The organism is Chthonobacter albigriseus (assembly GCF_013839445.1).
GTDB lineage: Bacteria > Pseudomonadota > Alphaproteobacteria > Rhizobiales > Pleomorphomonadaceae > Chthonobacter > Chthonobacter albigriseus.
The window spans coordinates 245,044-264,040 of record NZ_JACDIT010000001.1 but is presented as its reverse complement, the minus strand read 5'-3'; the positions used below and the strand labels follow the sequence as shown (position 1 = coordinate 264,040).

Sequence of the window (18,997 nt, the reverse complement as noted above, 5' to 3'; positions counted from 1 at the left end):
GTTGGCAACAATGCGTCGAAGCGCGGGAAGGAAAAATGCGTGGGTGGTCCGCCTTCGCGGACCATGACGGGGAGGGGGCGCGAGAAATCCCCTGCGGTGTCCGGGCCGCGCGTCATCAGGCAACTCCCAGGACGGCACGAACCGCCTCGACCAACGCGCTGCGGGCGACCGTCTGCTGGGCGGGGCGCTCGGCGCGCCACTGCGCGTTGTCGGTGATGCCGAGCGCAAGCTGCTTGCCCAGCGCGAGGTCCTTGATCTGCACCTCGCGCTTCGCCCGCTCGTCGGAACCGACGATGATCGCGCAGGGCGCGTTGCGCCGGTCGGCGTATTTCATCTGCGCCTTCATGCCGGACGCGCCGAGGTACATCTCCGCCGGGATCTGCGCCGCCCGGAGCTCGGCCACCATCTTCTGGTAGTCGGCGAGCGCGGCCGGATCCTTGTCCATCACGAGCACGACCACCGGCCCGGGAGGCGTTTCCGCCCCGACGGCGCCGAGTGTCTTCAGCGCCGCCATCAGCCGCGACACGCCGATCGAGAAGCCGGTCGCCGGGACGGGATCCTTCAGGAAGCGCCCGACCAGCCCGTCATAGCGCCCGCCGCCGCCGACCGAGCCAAAGCGCACCGGCTTGCCGGTGTCGGGGTCGGTGACCTGGAAGGTGAGCTCGGCCTCGAACACGGGGCCGGTGTAGTACTCCAGGCCGCGGACGACAGAGGGGTCGATCTTCACGCGATCGGAGTAGCCGGCGGCATCGATCAGATCGCCGATCGTCGCGAGTTCGTCGACGCCCTCCACACCGCACGGACTGGAGGCGATCAGCCGGCGCAACGTTTCCAGGGTGGCGGCTGTCGAAGCGCCGCCGGACGCCACGAAGGCGAGCACGATGTCGGAATGCGCCGGCTGCAGCCCCGCGCCCTTGGTGTAGTCGCCGCTCTTCTCTTCCGGGTTCTCCCAGCGCCCGGCGCCCAAGAGGTCCCGAACGCCGTCGACGCCGATCTTGTCGAGCTTGTCGATCGCGCGTAGCACCGTCAGCCGGGTGCCGGCGTGCTCGGGCCCACCGATCCCGATCGCCTCCATCACGCCGTCGAGAACCTTGCGGTTGTTCACCCGGATCACGTAGTCGCCGCGCTTGATCCCGAGCGCCTCCATGGTGTCGGCTGCCATCATGCAGATCTCCGCGTCGGCAGCGACCGAAGGCGCGCCGACGGTGTCGGCGTCGAACTGCATGAACTGGCGAAACCGACCCGGGCCGGGCTTCTCGTTGCGGAAGACGTAGCCGGCGCGGTAGCTCCGGTAGGGCTTCGGCAGCCGCTCGTGGTTCTCGGCGAAGTAGCGGGCAAGCGGCGCGGTGAGGTCGTAGCGCAGGCTCAGCCATTGCTCGTCGTCGTCCTGGAACGAGAACACGCCCTCGTTGGGCCGGTCCTGATCCGGCAGGAACTTGCCGAGCGCGTCGGTGTACTCGATCAGCGGCGTCTCCACGGGCTCGAAGCCGTAGAGCTCGTAGACGTGTCGGATCGTCTCCAGCATGCGGTTCGCCGCCTTGATGTCGGCGGCGGTGCGGTCGACGAAGCCGCGCGGCAAGCGCGCGTTCAAAAGGTCCGACATGTCAATCCGTGCTCTGGTGAAGCGCCCTGGAACGGCGGGCGAACGCGCGGATTTCGTAGACGATGGCAGGTCAAAGGGCAAGGCGGCGCGGACCGCCGGCGCGCCGGCCGATCAGGCGTCTTCCAGCACGCCCATCAGGTTCGGCGTCGTCCAGCCGCCCGGCTGTGGCGCGGCCGCCTTCGCGGCGGGAATGCCCGCCACCGTGCAGGTGTCGAGCAGTTGCGGCGAGAAGGCGTAGTGCCCTGCGATCTCGGCCAGATCCGGCGGCGGGGTGACGTAGCTCCACGCCGCGTTGCGGGTGAGCGCCCGGCCGACGATCACGTCGTGGTAGACGATCATGCCGAGGTCGTCGCCGAGCCCCACCTGGTTCGACGGCAGCACGGCGGTGCAGTCCACGTCGTCGGCCGGAATGAACACGATCGGCGTTTGCCCGCGCTCGATCAGCCGCCAAGCGTTGACGCTGCCGGCGATCCGACGCCCGCCGTGCGACACCACCACCGGCCAGGGCACGCGCTGAAGTTCGGGAAAGGGCGGGAAATCGTTGACGTCTTCAGTCGGCAGGAGACCCATCTCGACCCGTCCTCAAGGCTTGCTCGAACTGCGGATGCCGCATCCGCCATACTTATCGACACCCTCACCGTTTCTTGTCTGATAATCAACAGTACGGCAGAAACAGGCTGAACGGGGATTTACCGAAGCGGCCACAAACGGCGGCCGGGCGTTGACGAGCCGTTCGAACTCCCGGCCGGACCCCGCCCGGCACGAAAAAGCCGCGGGTTTCCCCGCGGCTTCTTCATGAACTGTCGGAGCGATCGCCTCAGGCGGTGGCGAGCTCGCGGCCGGAGCGCGCGTCGAGCGACCAGGCGCCGGCGCCGACGCCGACCAGGGCCAGGAAGCCGCCGGCGATGGCGAGGTTCTTGAAGAACATGATCTGCTGCATCATGTCGGCCATCGCGTCCTGTCCGCCGATCGCGGCGTAGTGGAACAGGTAGCCCGCGACGACGCTGAAGCCGGCGAGCAGGAAAGCCGCGATGCGGGTCTGCCAGCCCACCAGCACGGCGATGCCGCCGACGACTTCGGTGAGGATCGCGAGCGGCAACAGGACACCGGGGACGCCCATCGCCTCCATGTAGCCGACCGTGCCGGCATAGCCGGTGATCTTCTGGATGCCGCTGAGGATGAACATGAAGGAGAGAAGGACGCGCGCGGCGAGAAGCGCGGGAGCGGTGAGCTGGGCCATGGAAGTCGTCTCCGGTACCGGACCCCCGAGGGGAGGGGGTATGTGGGCGGGCCTGCCATCCGGCGAAACCCTTAGGACGACTTCTAACTGTCCAACGTCACTCAATATAGAGAGCACCTTCGCAACACATCGTTCATTCCTGATGAACAGCGATCAAGGGCCGGCCGTTCCGACCACGCCGATGATCAGCCAGGTATTCTCCGCCTCCCGGAAGCAAAGCCCTGACGCGTAGGGCGACAGCGCGTCTTCCGCCGGCAGGAAGGCGCGGCGGCCGCGCGGCGTGCGGATCGCCATCCACCCTTCAGCAGCATCGGCGCCGGTGTCGACGAAATAGAGCCGTCCGGCCTCCGCCGTGCCGGCGTCCTTTCCGTCGGCCCGCGGCGCTGTGGTGAGCGGGGTGGGCAGCGCCACCGTCACCATCTCCGAGGTGGAGACCCCGGGCACGCCCGACGCCGCGCCGGTGACGGCATAGGGATCGAACTGGTAGGCGGCCGACGTGCAGATCGCATCCGGCACCAGCGGATCGACACCCCAGGCGAAGGGCGGCGACAGCGCCTCGGCCAGGAAGCGGTAGGCGACGTCGTCCATCAGCTGCGGCGTGGCGCTGTTGTCGACCGTGGCGAGGTCCATGCCGCCGCCGACCAGCGCCGACAGCGACCGCACCCGCGTCCTCGGCTCCGCCGGCAGCGTCACCACCTCGGCAAGCCGCGGCACGTCGAGCGCCAGCGTCGACGACACCGCCACGATCCCGCGGGGCAGGTGCTCTGCGATCACCTCAGCATTCCGCGCCGCCACCGCCGCCGAAAGCAGCGCCACGGTCTCCCGGAGATCGCGGGTCGGGGTCAGGCTTTCCTGGAACACATAAGGCGGCTCGTAGGAGCCTGCTACGGCCGGCTGCGATGACAGAAGAGCGATCGCCGCGACGAACGCGGAATACATAACACTGTGCAATGAAGCCTCCGCCGGGAGGAAAATGGTTAATGAAAGATGAAGCCGAATCAATCCGGCGGAAGGGAGTGCGTCAAGGGCAGGGAGAGGGGGAGGGGAGGAAATGCGGCGGGTGTTGCAGAAGTGCTTAGGGGCTTCGGGAGTCCGGCGGACATTCCGCGGAAATCCGTCATTAAGCCCGCAGCACGCGCCCTGCAAAACGCCGTCTCGGCTTCTCGGACCGCCGTCCCGGCCCCTTCACTCTGCTCGAGGGAAGAGAGGGCGGACAACTGAAGCCGCGCTGGGGTTCGACCGGGCTTCCGGTGTGGCGGCACGAAGTGAACGGACGGTTATGATCTTACGTATTTGTCGGGACTGGTTTCACATCCCAGTCACTGAGAAGCATAATTCATTCTTTTGATGCTCATTATGCCCGCATGTGAATTGCATATAAAATCAAAAGAACCTAAAAACACGCAGTGTCTCGGCGGTGTTGAATATCCGTCTAGTACAAGTGTCGATGAATATTTGATGTCGATCCAGGCGTCGGAAATATAGCCAGAGGTGTACTTTGTCCAATCTCGACGTGTCGCGCCAACTCACGGCGTTCAAGATCTCCGAAGCCGACATCGCTTGCCTTCGGGCGCTGAAGCCCGTTCTGGAGAACGGGCTGGAAGCCATTCTCGTGGAGAGCCGAACCCACTTTTCGAGGTGGCCGGATATCGAGCGCGCGTTGGCCGAACCCTCCATGCACAAGGCGCGTCGCGACCATTGGATGATGGCGGCGACCGGGAACTACGGCACAGACTTCACGGTGAGTGCGCTCCGCTTCGCTGCGTCCTTCGTGGAGCAGAAGATCCCGGCGCACGCCGTCGTCCTTTGCCACCATGCAGTCCTCGATGTGGCGACGGCTAAGCTCGAGGCGATGCGGCCCCGGTCTCGTTTCGGCCTGAATTCGGATGCCGTGCGATCCCACGACCTGACGCTCGGCGCACTGCGAAAGGCGGCCTGGTTCGACATCGAGGTGTTGATGGAGGCCTATGCGATCGCCTCCAGTGCCGAGCGTGCCCACCTGCTCGAGGGAATCGCCTCGGGATTCGAGACGGCGATCGGCGGCGTCGTGGAGCAGGTCGGGACCGCTTCGGGCGAACTGCGGCTGACCGCGCAGTCCGTGTCGGCGGCATCCGAACAGGCCTTGGCCCAGTCGTCCGCCGTCGCCGCCGCCTCCGAACAGGCATCCGCCAACGTGCAGACCGTGGCCTCGGCTGCGGAGGAACTGACGTCCTCGATCACCGAGATCGGCCGCCAGGTGCACGAGGCCTCCGATGTCGCCCGTCGCGCCGTCGGCGACGCTGACCGCGCGGCGGCCCAGATCCGCGATCTCTCGGCATCCGCCCAGAAGATCGGCGAGGTGGTCGAACTCATCAGCACCATCGCGGCCCAGACGAACCTCCTCGCGCTCAACGCGACGATCGAGGCCGCGCGTGCCGGTGAGGCGGGCCGTGGATTCGCCGTCGTCGCCGCCGAGGTGAAGCAGCTCGCCGATCAGACGGCCAAGGCCACGCAGACCATTTCGGCCCAGATCGGCGAGATCCAGGGTGCGACCGACAAGGCGGTCTCGTCGGTCACCGAGATCAGCGGCGTGATCGGGCAGCTCAACGGCATCTCAGCGGCGATCGCCTCGGCCGTCGAACAGCAGGGCGCCGCGACACGAGAGATCGCGGTGAACGTCAGCCAGGCCTCCGCCGGCACCGCCGAGGTGTCCGGCAACATCGCCGGGGTGTCGAAAGCCGCATCGTCCACCGCCGACGCGTCGCGCGGAGTGCTGTCCTCCTCGGAAGGCCTGACGAGGCAGGCCGAGGTGCTGAAGGCCGAGGTGGGGCGTTTCCTGACATCCGTGCGGGCGGCCTGACCGCGTCGAGGCGGCCGTACGAGGTCCTTGTGCGGCCGATCCTCCCGGCGGAGCAGGCGGGCGACTGAGCGGACCGGGTCGTCCAGTGCCCGGCAGGCCGAAGCGCCGGGCCCTTCCGGTCTCATTCACCACCCCGCACCCGTCGTCACTCCGCTCCGATGAACCGCGCCAGCTTGCCCAGTGTCTGCAGGCCGAGCGCCTCTGCGCCGAAACCCTTGGCGTCCTGGAACTCCGCAGCGGTGGTGAACACCATGCCGAGGGTGACGAGGGTGGCGCCGTCCTGGTCCTCGAAGGAGGCCCAGGCGTCGGCGTGCTTGGGGCCGTTCTCGCCCCAAAGGAGGGTGTAGGCGAGCCGGTCGCGCGGGCGGACTTCGGCGTAGCGGTGGTGGTTCGGGTAGACCGTGCCGTCCGGCGCGATCATGTCGAACACCCATTCGCCGCCGGACCGCAGGTCGATCCGCTGCGTGCGGCACGAGAACCCGTCCGGCCCCCACCACTGCGGCAGCGTCTCCGCATTCACCCAGGCGTCCCACACCAGCGTCCGCGGTGCGCGGATCACGCGCTGCAGGACCATGGTGCGCGCCGCCGTTTCCACGAGATTGTCCATGCCGGCGCCGAAGCCCTCGCGGTAACCCGCTTCCATGTCCTCGGCGAGCGAGGCGATCTGCACCGTCGCGACCACGCGGCTGCCGCCCTCCGCCGCGGCGAACTCGGCGGTGACGAGCGCGGCGGACTGCGTCCCGCCTTCCGACGAGATGACCTCGTAGTTCACGCTGCGGGCGCCGCGCTCGAGATCGAGCCAGCCGATCTCGCAGCGGATGTCGGGTTGCCCCTCCACCTTGCAGAGGGAAACCTCCCGCCCCCCGACGGACGTGTCCGCCTCCAGGAATTCCACGGTGACCGTGTCCGTGGGCGCCGCCCAGACCGCCCGTGCGGCCGGAGCCGTCCAGGCCTGCCACAGCACCGAAACCGGCGCCGCCACGGTGCGCTCGAAGGTCAAGGTCGAAAAACGGCTGATCATCGTGTCAAACCCCTTGCACCACTGTTGCTGTCTTCGCCCCCGCGCCCCGTCGGGGACGCCCCTCCTTGCCCGCCATCCGCACCGGGAGGTGCGGCTGCAGCCCCCGCCTCAGGTCTCGCGGTCCCGCATCAAGGTCATCACATGGTCTTCGAACCGGTCCAGCCGGGCTTCCCAGAGGGCACGCTGCTCGTCGAGCCACGTTCGCGGCAGGGCCAGCGCTTCCGGCACGAGCGCGCAGGTGCGCACCCGCCCGTCCTTGGCGGTGGCGATCAGGCCCGCCTCCTCCAGCACGGAAAGGTGCCGCATCACCGTCGGCAGGCTCAGCCCGGTGGGCTCGGCGAGCGCCTTGACAGGAGCCGGCCCGGCGGAGAGCCGCGTCAGGATCGCCCGCCGGGTCGGATCTGCCAGCGCGTGGAAGACGAGGGAAAGATCGAAGTCATGCTTAGCCATGTGTCTAACTATCATGGTGGGAGCGGGTTGGGAAGCGTTAGTTTGTCAACCAGCTAACTATTCCGCCTGTTCGGCCGACCATGAAAAAAGCGGGCCCCTTTCGGGACCCGCTTCGCGTTCGCAAGAGACGTGATGGACGTCTTAGAAGTCCATGCCGCCCATGCCGCCGCCGCCCATCGGGGGCATCGAGGGCTTGTCCTTGGGCAGCTCGGCGATCATCGCCTCGGTGGTGACGAGCAGGCCGGCGACCGAAGCCGCGTCCTGGAGCGCCGTGCGGACGACCTTGGTCGGGTCGATGATGCCGGCGGCGATCATGTCGACGTAGGTCTCGTTCTGGGCGTCGAAGCCGAAGGTGTCACCCAGCTCCTGGACCTTGCCGACCACGATCGAGCCTTCCACGCCGGAGTTCTCGGCGATCTGGCGGATCGGGGATTCAAGAGCGCGCAGGACGATCTTGATGCCGGCCTTGATGTCCGGGTTGTCGGACGTCAGCTTCTCGACGGCCTTCTTGGCGCGCAGCAGGGCGGTGCCGCCGCCCGGGACGATGCCTTCCTCGACCGCGGCGCGGGTGGCGTTCAGGGCGTCGTCGACGCGATCCTTGCGCTCCTTCACCTCGACCTCGGTCGCGCCGCCGACGCGGATCACCGCGACGCCGCCGGCGAGCTTGGCCAGACGCTCCTGCAGCTTCTCGCGGTCGTAGTCCGAGGTGGTCTCCTCGATCTGCGCCTTGATCTGCGCGACGCGGCCCTGGATCTCGTCCGAGGAGCCGGCGCCGTCGACGATCGTGGTGTTCTCCTTGGTGATCTGCACCTTCTTGGCGCGGCCCAGCATCTGCAGGGTCACGTTCTCAAGCTTGATGCCGAGGTCTTCGGAGATGACCTGACCGCCGGTGAGGATGGCGATGTCTTCCAGCATGGCCTTGCGGCGATCGCCGAAGCCCGGGGCCTTGACGGCCGCGACCTTGAGGCCGCCACGCAGCTTGTTGACGACGAGCGTGGCCAGAGCCTCGCCCTCGACGTCCTCGGCGACGATGACGAGCGGACGCTGCGACTGCACGACGGCTTCCAGGACCGGGAGCATCGCCTGCAGGTTGGACAGCTTCTTCTCGTGGATGAGGATGAAGGGGTCTTCCAGCTCGGCGACCATCTTCTCCGCGTTCGTCACGAAGTAGGGGGAGAGGTAGCCGCGGTCGAACTGCATGCCCTCGACGGTCTCGAGCTCGAACTCGAGCGCCTTGGACTCCTCGACGGTGATCACGCCCTCGTTGCCGACCTTCTGCATCGCCTCGGCGATCTTCTCGCCGACGATGCGGTCGCCGTTCGCCGAGATCGTGCCGACCTGGGCGACTTCGGCCGAGGTGGAGATCTTCTTGGAGCGGGCCTTCAGGTCCTCGATGGCGGCGGCGACGGCGAGATCGATGCCGCGCTTCAGGTCCATCGGGTTCATGCCGGCGGCAACCGCCTTGGCGCCTTCCTTGACGATCGACTGGGCCAGCACCGTGGCGGTGGTGGTGCCGTCACCGGCGATGTCGTTGGTCTTCGAGGCCACTTCGCGCACCATCTGGGCGCCCATGTTCTCGAACTTGTCCTCCAGCTCGATCTCCTTGGCGACGGAAACGCCGTCCTTGGTGATCCGCGGAGCGCCGAACGACTTCTCGATGACCACGTTGCGACCCTTCGGGCCGAGCGTCACCTTGACGGCGTTGGCGAGGATGTCGACGCCGCGCAGCATCTTCTCGCGTGCGTCGCCAGCAAATTTCACTTCCTTGGCAGCCATGTCACTGATCCTTCGATTGGGAAGTTAAGGGAGACGTCCTTCGGTGCGGCGTTAGCCGACGATCCCGAGGATGTCGCTCTCCTTCATGATCAGGAGATCCTGACCGTCGATCTTGACTTCGGTGCCCGACCACTTGCCGAACAGCACCTTGTCGCCGGCCTTGACGTCGAGGGCGACGAGATCGCCCTTCTCGTTCCGGGCGCCGGGGCCGACGGAAACGACCTCACCCTGCTGCGGCTTCTCCTTGGCAGTGTCCGGGATGATGATGCCACCCGCGGTCTTCTCCTCGGATTCGAGCCGGCGGACGACCACCCGGTCGTGCAGCGGACGGAAAGCCATGTGCGTCGCTCCTTTTGATCAAACCACGGCCGATCGCATCGGCCGTTCGAATTTGTGAGCCGTGTTAGCACTCGACAAAGGTGAGTGCCAGCCGCGGCAGGCTGGAGATAAGGGTGCCCCGTCCGAGTGTCAAGAAGGCGTGATCGCTTTGGTTGACGCTCAAGCCGGCGCTTCGGTCTTCCGGAACACCGCAAGGCAGGCGCTGACGATCAGAAGCGCGCCGAGGAAGGTGGCGATCGTCGGCATCTCGCCGAAGAACACGAGGCCGAACACGGCCGCCCACAGGAAGCTGGTGAACTCCAGCGGCGCCAGCCGCGACGCCGGCGCATGCGCATAGGCCCAGGCGAAGGCGAGGTGCCCGAGCGTGCCGAGCAGGCCGACGCCGGCAAAGAGCAGCGTCGTCTCGGTCGACGGCGCGGTCCAGACGGCAAAGCCGATCGGCGCCGAGAAAACCGTTGCGGTGGCGTTCTGCGCCAGCACCATCGCTATCACCGGGTCGTGGCCGCTGTCCTTTCGCGTCATCACCATGGCGAGCGCATAAGTGACCGAGCAGCCGATGCCGGTGGCATAGCCGAGTGGCACGCCGGAAAGGCTTCCGTCGCCGATCCGGCCGGCGAGCATCACGACCACCCCGGAGAATCCCACCGCGATGGCCCCGAGCGCGCGCGGCGGCACCGGTTCGCCCAGCATGAATCGCGACGCGATCACCATGAAGAAGGGCGCCGTGAAGCTGACCGCCACCGCCTCGGCGAGCGGCAAAAGCGTCAGCGTCTTGAAGAACAGGAAGGCGGTGGAGAGGATGAAGATCGCCCGTACGCCGGCCCGTTTCATGGTGCCGAGCGTCGGCGGCTGCGCCCGCGTGACGAGCGCGACGATCACCAGCGCCGCCGCGCCGAAGAGATAGCGCAGGAACACCACCTGGCCGGTGGCGTGCGACCCGCTCACCTCCTTGATGAGCGCGTCCATGCCGGCCAGAACCGCCACGGCGAACAGGCCGGACAGCACCGGCACGGGGGAGGCGAGCGTCTTCATGGCAGCGGCGCCAGAACGTAGGCGTATTCCCACGCGTTCGTGGCGTCGGCCAGGAACCGCGTCACCGGCAGCCGCCGGAAGCCGCGCTTCTCGTAGAAGCGGTGGCCGCTGTCAAAGCGCGTGTCGGTCCACAGCCGGAGGGCCGTCGCGCCGCGCCTGGCGGCCTCGCCGATGGCGGCGTCCCATAGGCGGCCGGCATGGCCGAAGCCGCGCAGGGACCGGGCGAGGTAGACCTTGTGGATCTCGAAGATGTCGGTGCCGTCCACCCGGCTGATCGCAAAGCATCCGACCACCGCGCCGTTCGCCTCCAGCACCCAGAGCCCGCCGCCCTTCGCCGCGTAGTGTCTGGCCGGCTGGGCGAGTTCGGGAAACTCATCGCGCACGAATGGGCAGCCCGGATACTCCGCGAACACCGCGGCGATCAGCGCCGCGATGCCGTCGCCATCGCTGTCGAGGCCGGGACGGAGGGTAGGCAAGGTGACGGGACTCGAGCGTTCGGTGAACGGCAGCGACGGATCGCCATCGACCGATATCGAATGCTGCACACTCGTGCAATGGCGAGAACCGCCAACCGGTGCCCGGTCACGCTGCGGTGACGGCACCCGGTTTGGCGAGCCAGCGCCGAGCCTTCGGGCTCAGGGCGCCTTGACGCTGAACGGCAGCTCGAAGCTGCCTTTCTTGTCGGAGTTCTTGTCGCGCAGGCGGGTGACGAGCACATAGTCGCCCGCCTTCAGGCCCTTGAAGTTGTAGGTGATGAACACCTGGAACTCCTTGTTCCGCCGCCGCGTGGTCAGCCCGGGCGCAGCGAAGCCCTCCTGCGCGTGGAGGATCTGGCCCTTGGTGGTGCGCAGCTCGAAATCCGCGTCGAAACCGATCGCGAATTGGCCGTCGGCCTCGCCGTAGCCGTAACCGAACGGCTCGGCGTAGACGAACATGTCCTCGCCCGGCGCGAACACGTTGGTGGCGCGCGCCTCGTAGATGCCGAATCCCTGCGGCCGGGCGGCGACGAACAGCGCCTCCGAAAATCCCAGCGGAGCCTTGTCCCACGCCGCGTTGAAGGCGGCCTCGATCTCCGCCAGCGCCTGCACCGGCTTCTGCTCGGACAGGAGCGTCTCCGCCTGGGTGGCGCGGTCGACCATCTCGCCGGCCACGGCGGCGCTGCCGAGCCCGAGGAGAAGCGCGGCGGCAGCGGCTGGAAGGCGACCGACGAAGCCGGAGAGGTGCATGGAAGACGGGATCCTGTGATCGAACGGGCGATGGGCCGACGGGATCGGCATGCGGGGGCATAAGCGAATGTGCGCCGGGAGCATAGCAGCCCGACGCCACATCGGCATCTTACGCCATGGGAAAAAGGTCACAAGCCCTTGGTTACGCTCGAAGGGGCGCTATCCCGGCCTGCGTCAGCCGGCGGCCGACTCCGCATAGCCGGCTTCTGATCCCTCGCGCCCACGGCGCTTGCGGTAGATCGTCGACGGACTGATCTGCAGCGCCGCCGCCGCCCGGGCGATATTGCCGTCGAAGGCGGCGATCGCCTCCTCGATGATGCGGGCCTCCTCCAGGTGGAGCGGCCGGACGATGATGGGCCGCTGCGCGGCGCCGGTGGCTTCCGTGCGGGCGACGAAGCCGGCCGGCGCGAGCACGGCCGCAACCGCCTCCGGCCCGATCACGCCGTTGACGGCATGTTCCGCCAGCGTCTCGCAAGCCCGTTTCAGCCCGGCGACGTTGTCCGGCCAGCCGAAGGCCATCAGCGCGCTCTCCGCCGCCGGCAGAAGCCGGATCGAGCGGGCGCCGCGTTCGCGCGCGGCACGGCGCAGCGCTTCCAGCGCGATCAGCGGAATGTCCTCGGTGCGCGCGGCGAGCGCCGGCAGCCGCAGCGGCAGCACGGCCAGGCGGAAGTAGAGATCGGGCTTCAGCGTGCCCGGGACCTTGCCGTCCTGCACCGCCTCCGACGTGGAGACGACGAGCCGAACCGAAAGGCGCCGGCGGACGCCGGAGCCCAGCACTTCCCCGCTGTCGACCAGCCGGAGCAGCAGCGCCTGGACCGCGGGCGACAGGCGGGAGATTTCCTTCAGATGCAGCGTGCCGCCGTGCGCCCGATCGAAGGCGCCGCCGATTGCCGCCAGCGTGTCGCAAAGGGCCACACTCTCCTGGCCCGTGCAGTCGACCTCGACGAATGGGCCGTGCTTGCGGCGCGACCGGCCGTGAATCACGCGGGCAAGCGTCGACTTGCCCGAACCCGTCGGACCGCTGACGAACACCGGCGCGAGCGACGGCGCCACGCGCCCGACCGCCTCGAACAGCGTCCGCATGGACTCCGACCGGCCGAGCATGCCGTCGAAGCCTTCCGCGTGGACCGCCTCGCTCTGGCCGAACTGGCGCTCCACCCGCCGGGCGAAGGCCGCTCCGTCGAGCGGCTTGGAAAGGTAGTCGGCAGCCCCGACCTGCACGGCGGTGACGGCGGACGTCACGTCCTCCGACGGTCCGAGGGCGTAGAGGGTGGTGTCCCCGGCCGCCGACAGGAGCGGCGTCAGGGCGTGCGGCCCGCCGAGAGTGGCGAGGTCGGCGGCGATCACGTCGAAGTTCCGGCCCGCCGCGAGCACGCGGGCGGAGGCCGCGTCGCCGGTTTCCATCACCATGAGGGGGCGAGCGATTCGCTCCTCGAGCGCGGAGCGGAGAACGGACCTGGCGTCGGCGTCGGCGTCAGCGATCAGCACACGTAGCGCCGACGAGGAGCGCGGGGCGGCATCCATCGGGAGCAATCCTTGCGAGGGCAACGCGGAATCCTTCCGCGCTCTGCTTCCCCTGAATGTCGCCGCGCCATGGTAAACAATCCGTTGCCGGATGCGGAATTGACGAAGCTTTAGGCAGGCTCCACGTCGTATCCCGCCGCCTCGATCGCCGAGGCGAAGTCCGCCCGCGGCCGCTCGCTCTCGATCCGCACGACGCCGGTCGGCAGGTCCACCGAAACGCTGGCCTTGGCATCGGTACGGGCCACCGCCTTTTCCACCGCGCGCACGCATCCGCCGCAGGTCATTCCGCTGACTTTCAGATCGATCATGGTCGTCTCCTGGAGGGTAGGCCCCGGGGGCCCATCGCCCCCAGGGATGCGCCTTCCAGCAGATGGAAGGTCAAGCCCCTCTGTGGCGGCAATGTCGTTATCCCCGTCCATGCACGCGGCGAGAACGGAAACCGGTTGAGTTTACCTCCGATTAACCCTTGGATTCCGGTGAGTACGGGCGCGATTCGTAGCCTACGTCATTGGAGTGGAGCGGCGATGAGCCGTCTGTCGACTATTCTCATCGTCATGGCGATGGTGGTGACCGCCGTCTCGATCGCGGTCGTCCTGAACCTGCAGTTCGACTTCCCGCTCGGACAGTCCGCCGCGCTCGGCCTGGTCGCCCTGTTCGGGCTTGCCCTGCTCCATGTGCAGGGCGAACGCACCCGCGACCGCAAGTGGCTGGAGGCCCGCATCTCCGAGATCTCGGCGGTGGCCGGCGACGTCAACACCGAGGTCGACAACATCGCCTCGCGCCTGTCGCGCCTGGAGACCGGTCTGCCGGAGCGGATCCGCCAGGAGAACGAGGCGCTCGCGGTGGAGATCGAGGTCGTCGGCACGCTGATGAAGCAGGTGGCCGACGCGCTCGCCGACGTGGAGGCGCGCTTCGACCGCCGCCTCGACGACGTCAGCCACAAGCTGGAGGCGAACCGCCTGCCGCCCCCGCAGCCGCGATTCGAGCCGCAGCCGCAGCCGCGCATTTCCGCGTCCCGCTTCGATCCGCCGCCGCAGCCGCAGGCGCCGCCGCGCTACGACCCTCCCGCGCCGCCGCAGCCGCGCTTCGAGACCGCACCGGCCCCCTACATCCAGGCGCAGCCGGCCCCGCCGCCGCCCCAGCCGGCCTACCAGCGTGTCGAGGTGATCCACACGCCGACGCATGTCCCCGCGCCTGCCGCAATGGCCCCCCCGCCGCCGCCGGCTCCCCCCGCGCCGCCGCGCATGGAGCGCGAGACCCGCGTCGAGCCGCGCTTCGAAGCGCCGCCGGTCCAGGTCGAGCCGGCCGGCCGCAGCCATGGCCTCGGGCCGCTGGCCGGCCCCGGGGTGCCGCCGCCGGTCGTCGTCGCCCCGCCGCCCGCGCCCGAACCGCCGCGCATTCCCACGCCCTTCGAGCGCGAGGTGGAGACCGCCATCCGCGCCGAGCGCATCGAGGTGCACCTGCAGCCGATCGTGACGCTGCCGCAGCGCAAGGTCCGCTACTACGAGGTGCTGACGCGCCTGCGCGGCGCCGACGGCCGCCTGATCCCCGCCGGCGAGTTCATCCCGGCCGCCGAATACCGCCGGATGATGCCGAAGCTCGACACCTTCCAGGTGATCCGCTCGTTCCAGATCCTGAAGCGCCTGACCACGCGCAACCGCGAGATGGGGCTGTTCGTCAACCTGGCGGTCTCCAGCCTCGTCGACCCCACCTTCTTCCGCGAGTTCCACACCTTCCTCAGCCAGAACAAGCCTCTGGCCGACCTCGTCCAGTTCGAGTTCACCCACGAGGCGGTGACCGACATGGGCCCGCTGGAGATGGAGAGCCTGGCGACGCTCTCCGACCTTGGCTACCGCTTCTCAATCGACCACGTCTCGGACCTGCGGCTCGAGTTCCAGCAGCTCTTCGATGTCGGCTTCCGCACCCTGAAGATCTCCGCCGACCGCCTGCTCGGCCGCGCTCCGCTCGGCGGCGGCGACATCCACCCGGCCGACCTCAACGGCCACCTCGGCCGCAAGGGCTTCACGCTGGTCGTCGACCGCGTCGAGGCCGAGGCGCAGGTGGTGGACCTCCTGGAATTCGAGGTCAAGCTCGCCCAGGGCAACCTGTTCTCCGCCCCGCGCCAGGTGCGCCCGGAGATTCTCGCAGCCCAGCCGGGCGGTGCCGCGGTCGCAAGCCAGCCACAGCAACAGTCCGCGCCTACCCCGCAGCCGCAGCCGGCAGCGGGGCAGGGTAGCGCTGCTGCACCCCGGCCGGCCGCTGCCCCCGCAGCAGGCGCGCCGCCTTGGACGCAGGTTCGCGCCCGCCGCTGACCGGCACCCTCCGGGCCGGCGAACCGACGTCAGCCCTGTGGCGGCCCGACGGTAACCACGGTCAGCGGACCGGCCAGCATTTTCGCCGCCACCGCCTTCACCTGTTCGAGCGTAACCGCCTCCACCAGCTGGTTGCGCGTGGCGAAGTAGTCGATCGGCAGGCCTTCCAGCTGCAGCCCCACCAGCTGCTCGGCGATCTTGCCGGACGCGTCGAAGCGGAGCGCGTAGTTGCCGGTGAGGTAGGTCTTGGCGTCGGCGAGTTCCTTTTCGGTCGGACCTTCGGCCGCCATCTTCTGAAGCTCGGCCCTCATCAACTCCACCGTCTGGTCCGCCTGCGCGGCGCCGGTGGAGGTCCCCGCCATGAACAGGCCGGCGTGGCGATAGCTGACCACGCCGCTCCACACGGAGTAGGCGAGGCCGCGCTTTTCGCGGATCTCGTTGTAGAGCCGCGACGAGAAGGTGCCGCCGCCGAGGATGTGGTTCATGACGTAGGCGGCCATGAAGTCCGGATCCATGCGCTTCACCCCCGGCGCGCCGAATCGGATGACCGTCTGCGGGTTGGGGAGGGTGCCGGTGATCCGTTCGCCGACGACCGGAGCCACGTCGGCAACCGGCTTCAGCCGGGACGTCTTCGGCAGCCCGCCGAAGGTCTTGTCGAGCAGCGGCGCCAATTCCTCGGCGCTGATCGCCCCGACGACGCCGACAACGAGGTTGTCCTGCGCGAAAGTCGCGGCATGGAAGGCCGAAAGGTCGTCGCGGGTGATGGCGGCAAGGCTCTCGGGCGTGCCGTCGGACGGCCGGCCGTAGGGATGGTCGGGGAAGGTCTTCTCCATGAACAGCCGGCTCGCGATCCAGTCCGGATCGGTCTGCTGCGAACGAAGGCCCGCGGCGATCTGCGACCGCATGCGGTCGATCGGCTCCGGGTCGAGCCGCGGCCGGGTGATGGCCAGTGCCACCAGCTCGAACGCCTCGTCGCGCCGCGCGGCGAGCGTGGCGACGGAGCCCTGGAACGCGTCGCGATCCGCGTCGAAGCCCATCCGGAGGGCGATCGCCTCCATCCGGCGCTGGAACTCGGCCGAATCGAGATCACCGGCGCCTTCGTCGATCAGGCCGGACAGGAGGTTGGCCACCCCCGGCTTGCCATCCGGATCCTGCGCGGTGCCGCCCCGGAAGGCGAAGTCCATCGCGATCAGTGGCACGGTGTCGTCTGAGACGAGCCAGGCGCGGATGCCGCCCGGGCTGACCACCTCCTGGACCTCGGTCGCGAGTGCCTGGAGCGGCAGCACGGCTACGAAAAGCCCGACAGCGGCGGCGAGGGTCCGCCGGACGGCGGGCAAGCGGAGGAAGAAGGACATGGGCGTCACTCGGAATTTGGGAAACGGGGAGATCAGGAACGCTCGCCAGGCGAGGCCTTGCGCAGGTAGCCGGTCACCGACCGCTCCGGCGCCAGGAAGGCGGCGGCCTCCCGCACGGCCGCGATCGGCACGGCCCGAATGTGGGCAGGCCAGGACTGGACGTCCTCCACCGTGCCGCCGGTGATCAGCTCGGTGCCGAAGATCCGGGCGAGCGCGACCTGGCTGTCCTGCGCATAAATCGTGTCGGCCTCCAGCCGGGCCTTGGCGCGGCCGATCTCTTCCTCGGTGAGCCGGTTGCGGATGGCGTTGTCGAGGGACGTCATCAGCGCGGCGCGCATCGCCTCCAGCGTCACCCCGTCGCGCGGGGCGGCGTAGACGGTAAAGCTGCCCATGTCCCAGGCGGAGGAGTTGTAGTAGGCGCCCACCGAGGTCGCCAGCTTCTGGTCGATGACGAGGTCGCGGAAGAGGATACTGGTCATGCCGCCGCCCAGCGTCTCGGCGAGGAGATCAAGCGCATGGCCCTGATCGCCCTCGGCAAGCCGGTAGGACGGCGCGAGCCAGGAGATCCGCACGCTCTCCTGCATCACCTTCGGATCGGCGTGGCTGACTTCGCGCGGGATGTCGAGGATCCGGGCATCCAGCCGGTCGCGCGCGGGCGGCTCGGCCCGCCGCGGCACCGCGCCGTAGGTCTTCTCGGCAAGCCCGCGCACCTCGTCGGCCGTGACGTCGCCGGCCACCACCAGCACCGCGTTGTTCGGCGTGTAGAAGCGGTCGTAGAAGGCGATGGCGTCCTCTTTGGAGAGCTTCTCCATGTCCTCCCGCCAACCGATCACCGGCACGCCGTAGGGGTGGCGGAGGTAGAGGACGGAATCGACCGCGTTGCCGAGCTGGGCGCCGGGTTCGGCCTCCACGCGCATTGCGCGCTCCTCCAGGATCACCTTGCGTTCGGGGATGACGTTCTCGTCGGTGAGCACGAGGTTCGCCATCCGGTCGGCCTCGTAGCCCATCACCAGCTCCAGCTTCTCCTTGGCGACGCGCTGGTAGTAGGCGGTGTAGTCGGCCGTGGTGAAGGCGTTCTCCTCGCCGCCGATCTCGCCGACGACGCGCGAGAACTCGCCCTCAGGATAGGTGGACGTGCCCTTGAACATCAGGTGTTCCAGGAAGTGCGCGATCCCCGTCTTGCCCTCCGGCTCGTCGGCCGATCCGACCTGATACCAGATCATGTGGGTGACGACCGGTGCCCTATGATCGGGGATCACCACCACGTCGAGACCGTTCGCCAGCTCAAAGGACGTCACGTCCGGCCCGATCACCGGCGGCGCGCCGACATCGGCCAGAGCGGGCGGAGAAAGGAGAAGCGCGACCGAAACAAACGCGCAACGGGTGAAGGCGGCGGAAGCCGTCATGAAGCGTCTCCGGTTGGGCGCCGCTTGTCGACGCCCGAAAAACTGCTGCGGCCCTAAAGGACACGGCCCGATGGTGGCGAAAGATAGAGTGACCTGGCCGGAAGGAAATGAACTTTCCGTCAGCGGAGCGTCAGGAATGCGGATGGGTCACGGCTGGAGCGCATGAAAAAGCCGCGGACGATGCCGCGGCTTGATGCGTTTCGGGTGCGAGCTGTTACCAGCCGAACCAGCTGAACAGGCCCTTCTTCTTCTTCGGGTCCGCATCCGGATCGGGCAGGGCGACGGGCTGGCCGGGGGCCGGGGTCAGGTACTCCACGGGCGGTTCCACCAGCGCGCGACGGCGCGGGGTACCGGTGGTCGGCTCGTAGGGGCCCTGGGCTTGCGCGGTCATCGGCATGCCCTTGAGCTGGCTCGGCATCAGCGGCCGGGCCGGATCGTAGCCGCTGTCGCCGGCGCGGCGTAGGCTGGTGTCGGTCGGCGGGACGCGCGTGGCGAGGAGTTCGGACGGCGACAGCAGCGCATCGTCGCCGCGTTCCGCATCGCGCTTCTCCGCGGCGCGCAGCCGGCGGGCGGTGGCGATCTCCGGATCGACCGGCCAGTCGGCAAGACTCGCCACCCGGTTCGGATCCTCCGGCGGCGCCAACGCCTCCGTGCTCGGCGGCACGACCAGCGGAGCGCGCGGCGAGTAGTTGATCGGCGTGCGCCGGGACGGGACGGCCCCGAGGCTCTCCATGATGGAGCGGCCCATCGAGACGTTGGGGACCTCGGTCTCCGGGTCGTCTTCATCGACCGTGGTACCCATGGCGGCGCAGCCGGCGAGGCTGGAACCGAGGACGGCCACTGCGGCCAGACGCGTCCAAGAAGTGCTGTTCAT

Annotated in this window: 18 protein-coding genes; 2 read left to right on the top strand and 16 right to left on the bottom strand. The window is 68.4% G+C overall.

The genetic code is table 11. From position 1 onward, the window contains the following. Positions 1–115: 115 nt before the first annotated feature. From hisS to HZ321_RS01210, 4 genes are all read right to left on the bottom strand, one after another. Complete coding sequence (hisS, locus tag HZ321_RS01225) at positions 116–1,603, bottom strand: histidine--tRNA ligase (RefSeq protein WP_181699408.1); 1,488 nt, start codon at positions 1,601–1,603, stop codon at positions 116–118. A gap of 111 nt (positions 1,604–1,714) precedes the next feature. Beyond that, positions 1,715–2,173, bottom strand: a complete 459-nt coding sequence (locus tag HZ321_RS01220) for a DUF427 domain-containing protein (RefSeq protein ID WP_181699406.1) — start codon at positions 2,171–2,173, stop codon at positions 1,715–1,717. Between the two features lie 247 nt (positions 2,174–2,420). Continuing rightward, a complete protein-coding gene (locus HZ321_RS01215) occupies positions 2,421–2,885 on the bottom strand; it encodes a DoxX family protein (RefSeq protein WP_425305378.1) in 465 nt (154 codons plus the stop codon). Positions 2,886–2,996: 111 nt separating this feature from the next. Beyond that, positions 2,997–3,794, bottom strand: coding sequence for a hypothetical protein (locus HZ321_RS01210; protein ID WP_181699403.1), 798 nt, complete (start codon positions 3,792–3,794; stop codon positions 2,997–2,999). Positions 3,795–4,341: 547 nt separating this feature from the next. On the opposite strand from HZ321_RS01210, the gene HZ321_RS01205 reads away from it, so the two are divergent. After that, the gene (locus tag HZ321_RS01205; RefSeq protein WP_181699401.1) at positions 4,342–5,682 is read left to right on the top strand and encodes a globin-coupled sensor protein; all 1,341 of its coding nucleotides are present in this window, start codon (positions 4,342–4,344) and stop codon (positions 5,680–5,682) included. A gap of 145 nt (positions 5,683–5,827) precedes the next feature. On the opposite strand, the gene HZ321_RS01200 is transcribed toward HZ321_RS01205, so the two are convergent. From HZ321_RS01200 to HZ321_RS01160, 9 genes are all read right to left on the bottom strand, one after another. Then, the gene (locus HZ321_RS01200) at positions 5,828–6,703 is read right to left on the bottom strand and encodes an SRPBCC family protein (RefSeq protein ID WP_181699400.1); all 876 of its coding nucleotides are present in this window, start codon (positions 6,701–6,703) and stop codon (positions 5,828–5,830) included. A 108-nt stretch (positions 6,704–6,811) separates the two neighbouring features. Continuing rightward, positions 6,812–7,153, bottom strand: a complete 342-nt coding sequence (locus HZ321_RS01195) for an ArsR/SmtB family transcription factor (protein ID WP_206682711.1) — start codon at positions 7,151–7,153, stop codon at positions 6,812–6,814. Positions 7,154–7,294: 141 nt separating this feature from the next. Beyond that, positions 7,295–8,929 carry a chaperonin GroEL gene (groL, locus tag HZ321_RS01190; protein WP_181699396.1) on the bottom strand — a complete coding sequence of 545 codons (1,635 nt, stop codon included), beginning with the start codon at positions 8,927–8,929 and terminating at the stop codon, positions 7,295–7,297. A gap of 51 nt (positions 8,930–8,980) precedes the next feature. Continuing rightward, the gene (gene groES / locus HZ321_RS01185) at positions 8,981–9,268 is read right to left on the bottom strand and encodes a co-chaperone GroES (protein WP_181699394.1); all 288 of its coding nucleotides are present in this window, start codon (positions 9,266–9,268) and stop codon (positions 8,981–8,983) included. A 159-nt stretch (positions 9,269–9,427) separates the two neighbouring features. After that, positions 9,428–10,300: a DMT family transporter gene (locus HZ321_RS01180; protein ID WP_181699392.1), complete on the bottom strand. Its 873-nt coding sequence runs from the start codon at positions 10,298–10,300 to the stop codon at positions 9,428–9,430. Beyond that, complete coding sequence (locus HZ321_RS01175) at positions 10,297–10,776, bottom strand: GNAT family N-acetyltransferase (RefSeq protein WP_181699390.1); 480 nt, start codon at positions 10,774–10,776, stop codon at positions 10,297–10,299. The genes HZ321_RS01180 and HZ321_RS01175 overlap by 4 nt, the downstream gene beginning before the upstream one ends. A gap of 159 nt (positions 10,777–10,935) precedes the next feature. Next, entirely contained in the window at positions 10,936–11,526 is a 591-nt protein-coding gene (locus tag HZ321_RS01170) for a hypothetical protein (RefSeq protein ID WP_181699388.1), read from the bottom strand. 174 nt (positions 11,527–11,700) lie between these two features. After that, a complete protein-coding gene (locus tag HZ321_RS01165; protein WP_181699386.1) occupies positions 11,701–13,050 on the bottom strand; it encodes a sigma-54-dependent transcriptional regulator in 1,350 nt (449 codons plus the stop codon). A 110-nt stretch (positions 13,051–13,160) separates the two neighbouring features. Then, a complete protein-coding gene (locus HZ321_RS01160) occupies positions 13,161–13,358 on the bottom strand; it encodes a heavy-metal-associated domain-containing protein (protein WP_181699385.1) in 198 nt (65 codons plus the stop codon). Positions 13,359–13,574: 216 nt separating this feature from the next. Here HZ321_RS01160 and HZ321_RS01155 point away from each other — a divergent pair, with 216 nt between their 5' ends. Beyond that, entirely contained in the window at positions 13,575–15,362 is a 1,788-nt protein-coding gene (locus HZ321_RS01155) for an EAL domain-containing protein (protein ID WP_181699383.1), read from the top strand. A 29-nt stretch (positions 15,363–15,391) separates the two neighbouring features. Here the strand turns inward: HZ321_RS01155 and HZ321_RS01150 are convergent, their stop codons facing one another. From HZ321_RS01150 to HZ321_RS01140, 3 genes are all read right to left on the bottom strand, one after another. Then, positions 15,392–16,717: a M16 family metallopeptidase gene (locus HZ321_RS01150; protein ID WP_181699381.1), complete on the bottom strand. Its 1,326-nt coding sequence runs from the start codon at positions 16,715–16,717 to the stop codon at positions 15,392–15,394. 32 nt (positions 16,718–16,749) lie between these two features. Continuing rightward, positions 16,750–18,123, bottom strand: coding sequence for a M16 family metallopeptidase (locus HZ321_RS01145; protein WP_181699379.1), 1,374 nt, complete (start codon positions 18,121–18,123; stop codon positions 16,750–16,752). Between the two features lie 214 nt (positions 18,124–18,337). Beyond that, the gene (locus tag HZ321_RS01140) at positions 18,338–18,997 is read right to left on the bottom strand and encodes a hypothetical protein (RefSeq protein ID WP_181699377.1); all 660 of its coding nucleotides are present in this window, start codon (positions 18,995–18,997) and stop codon (positions 18,338–18,340) included.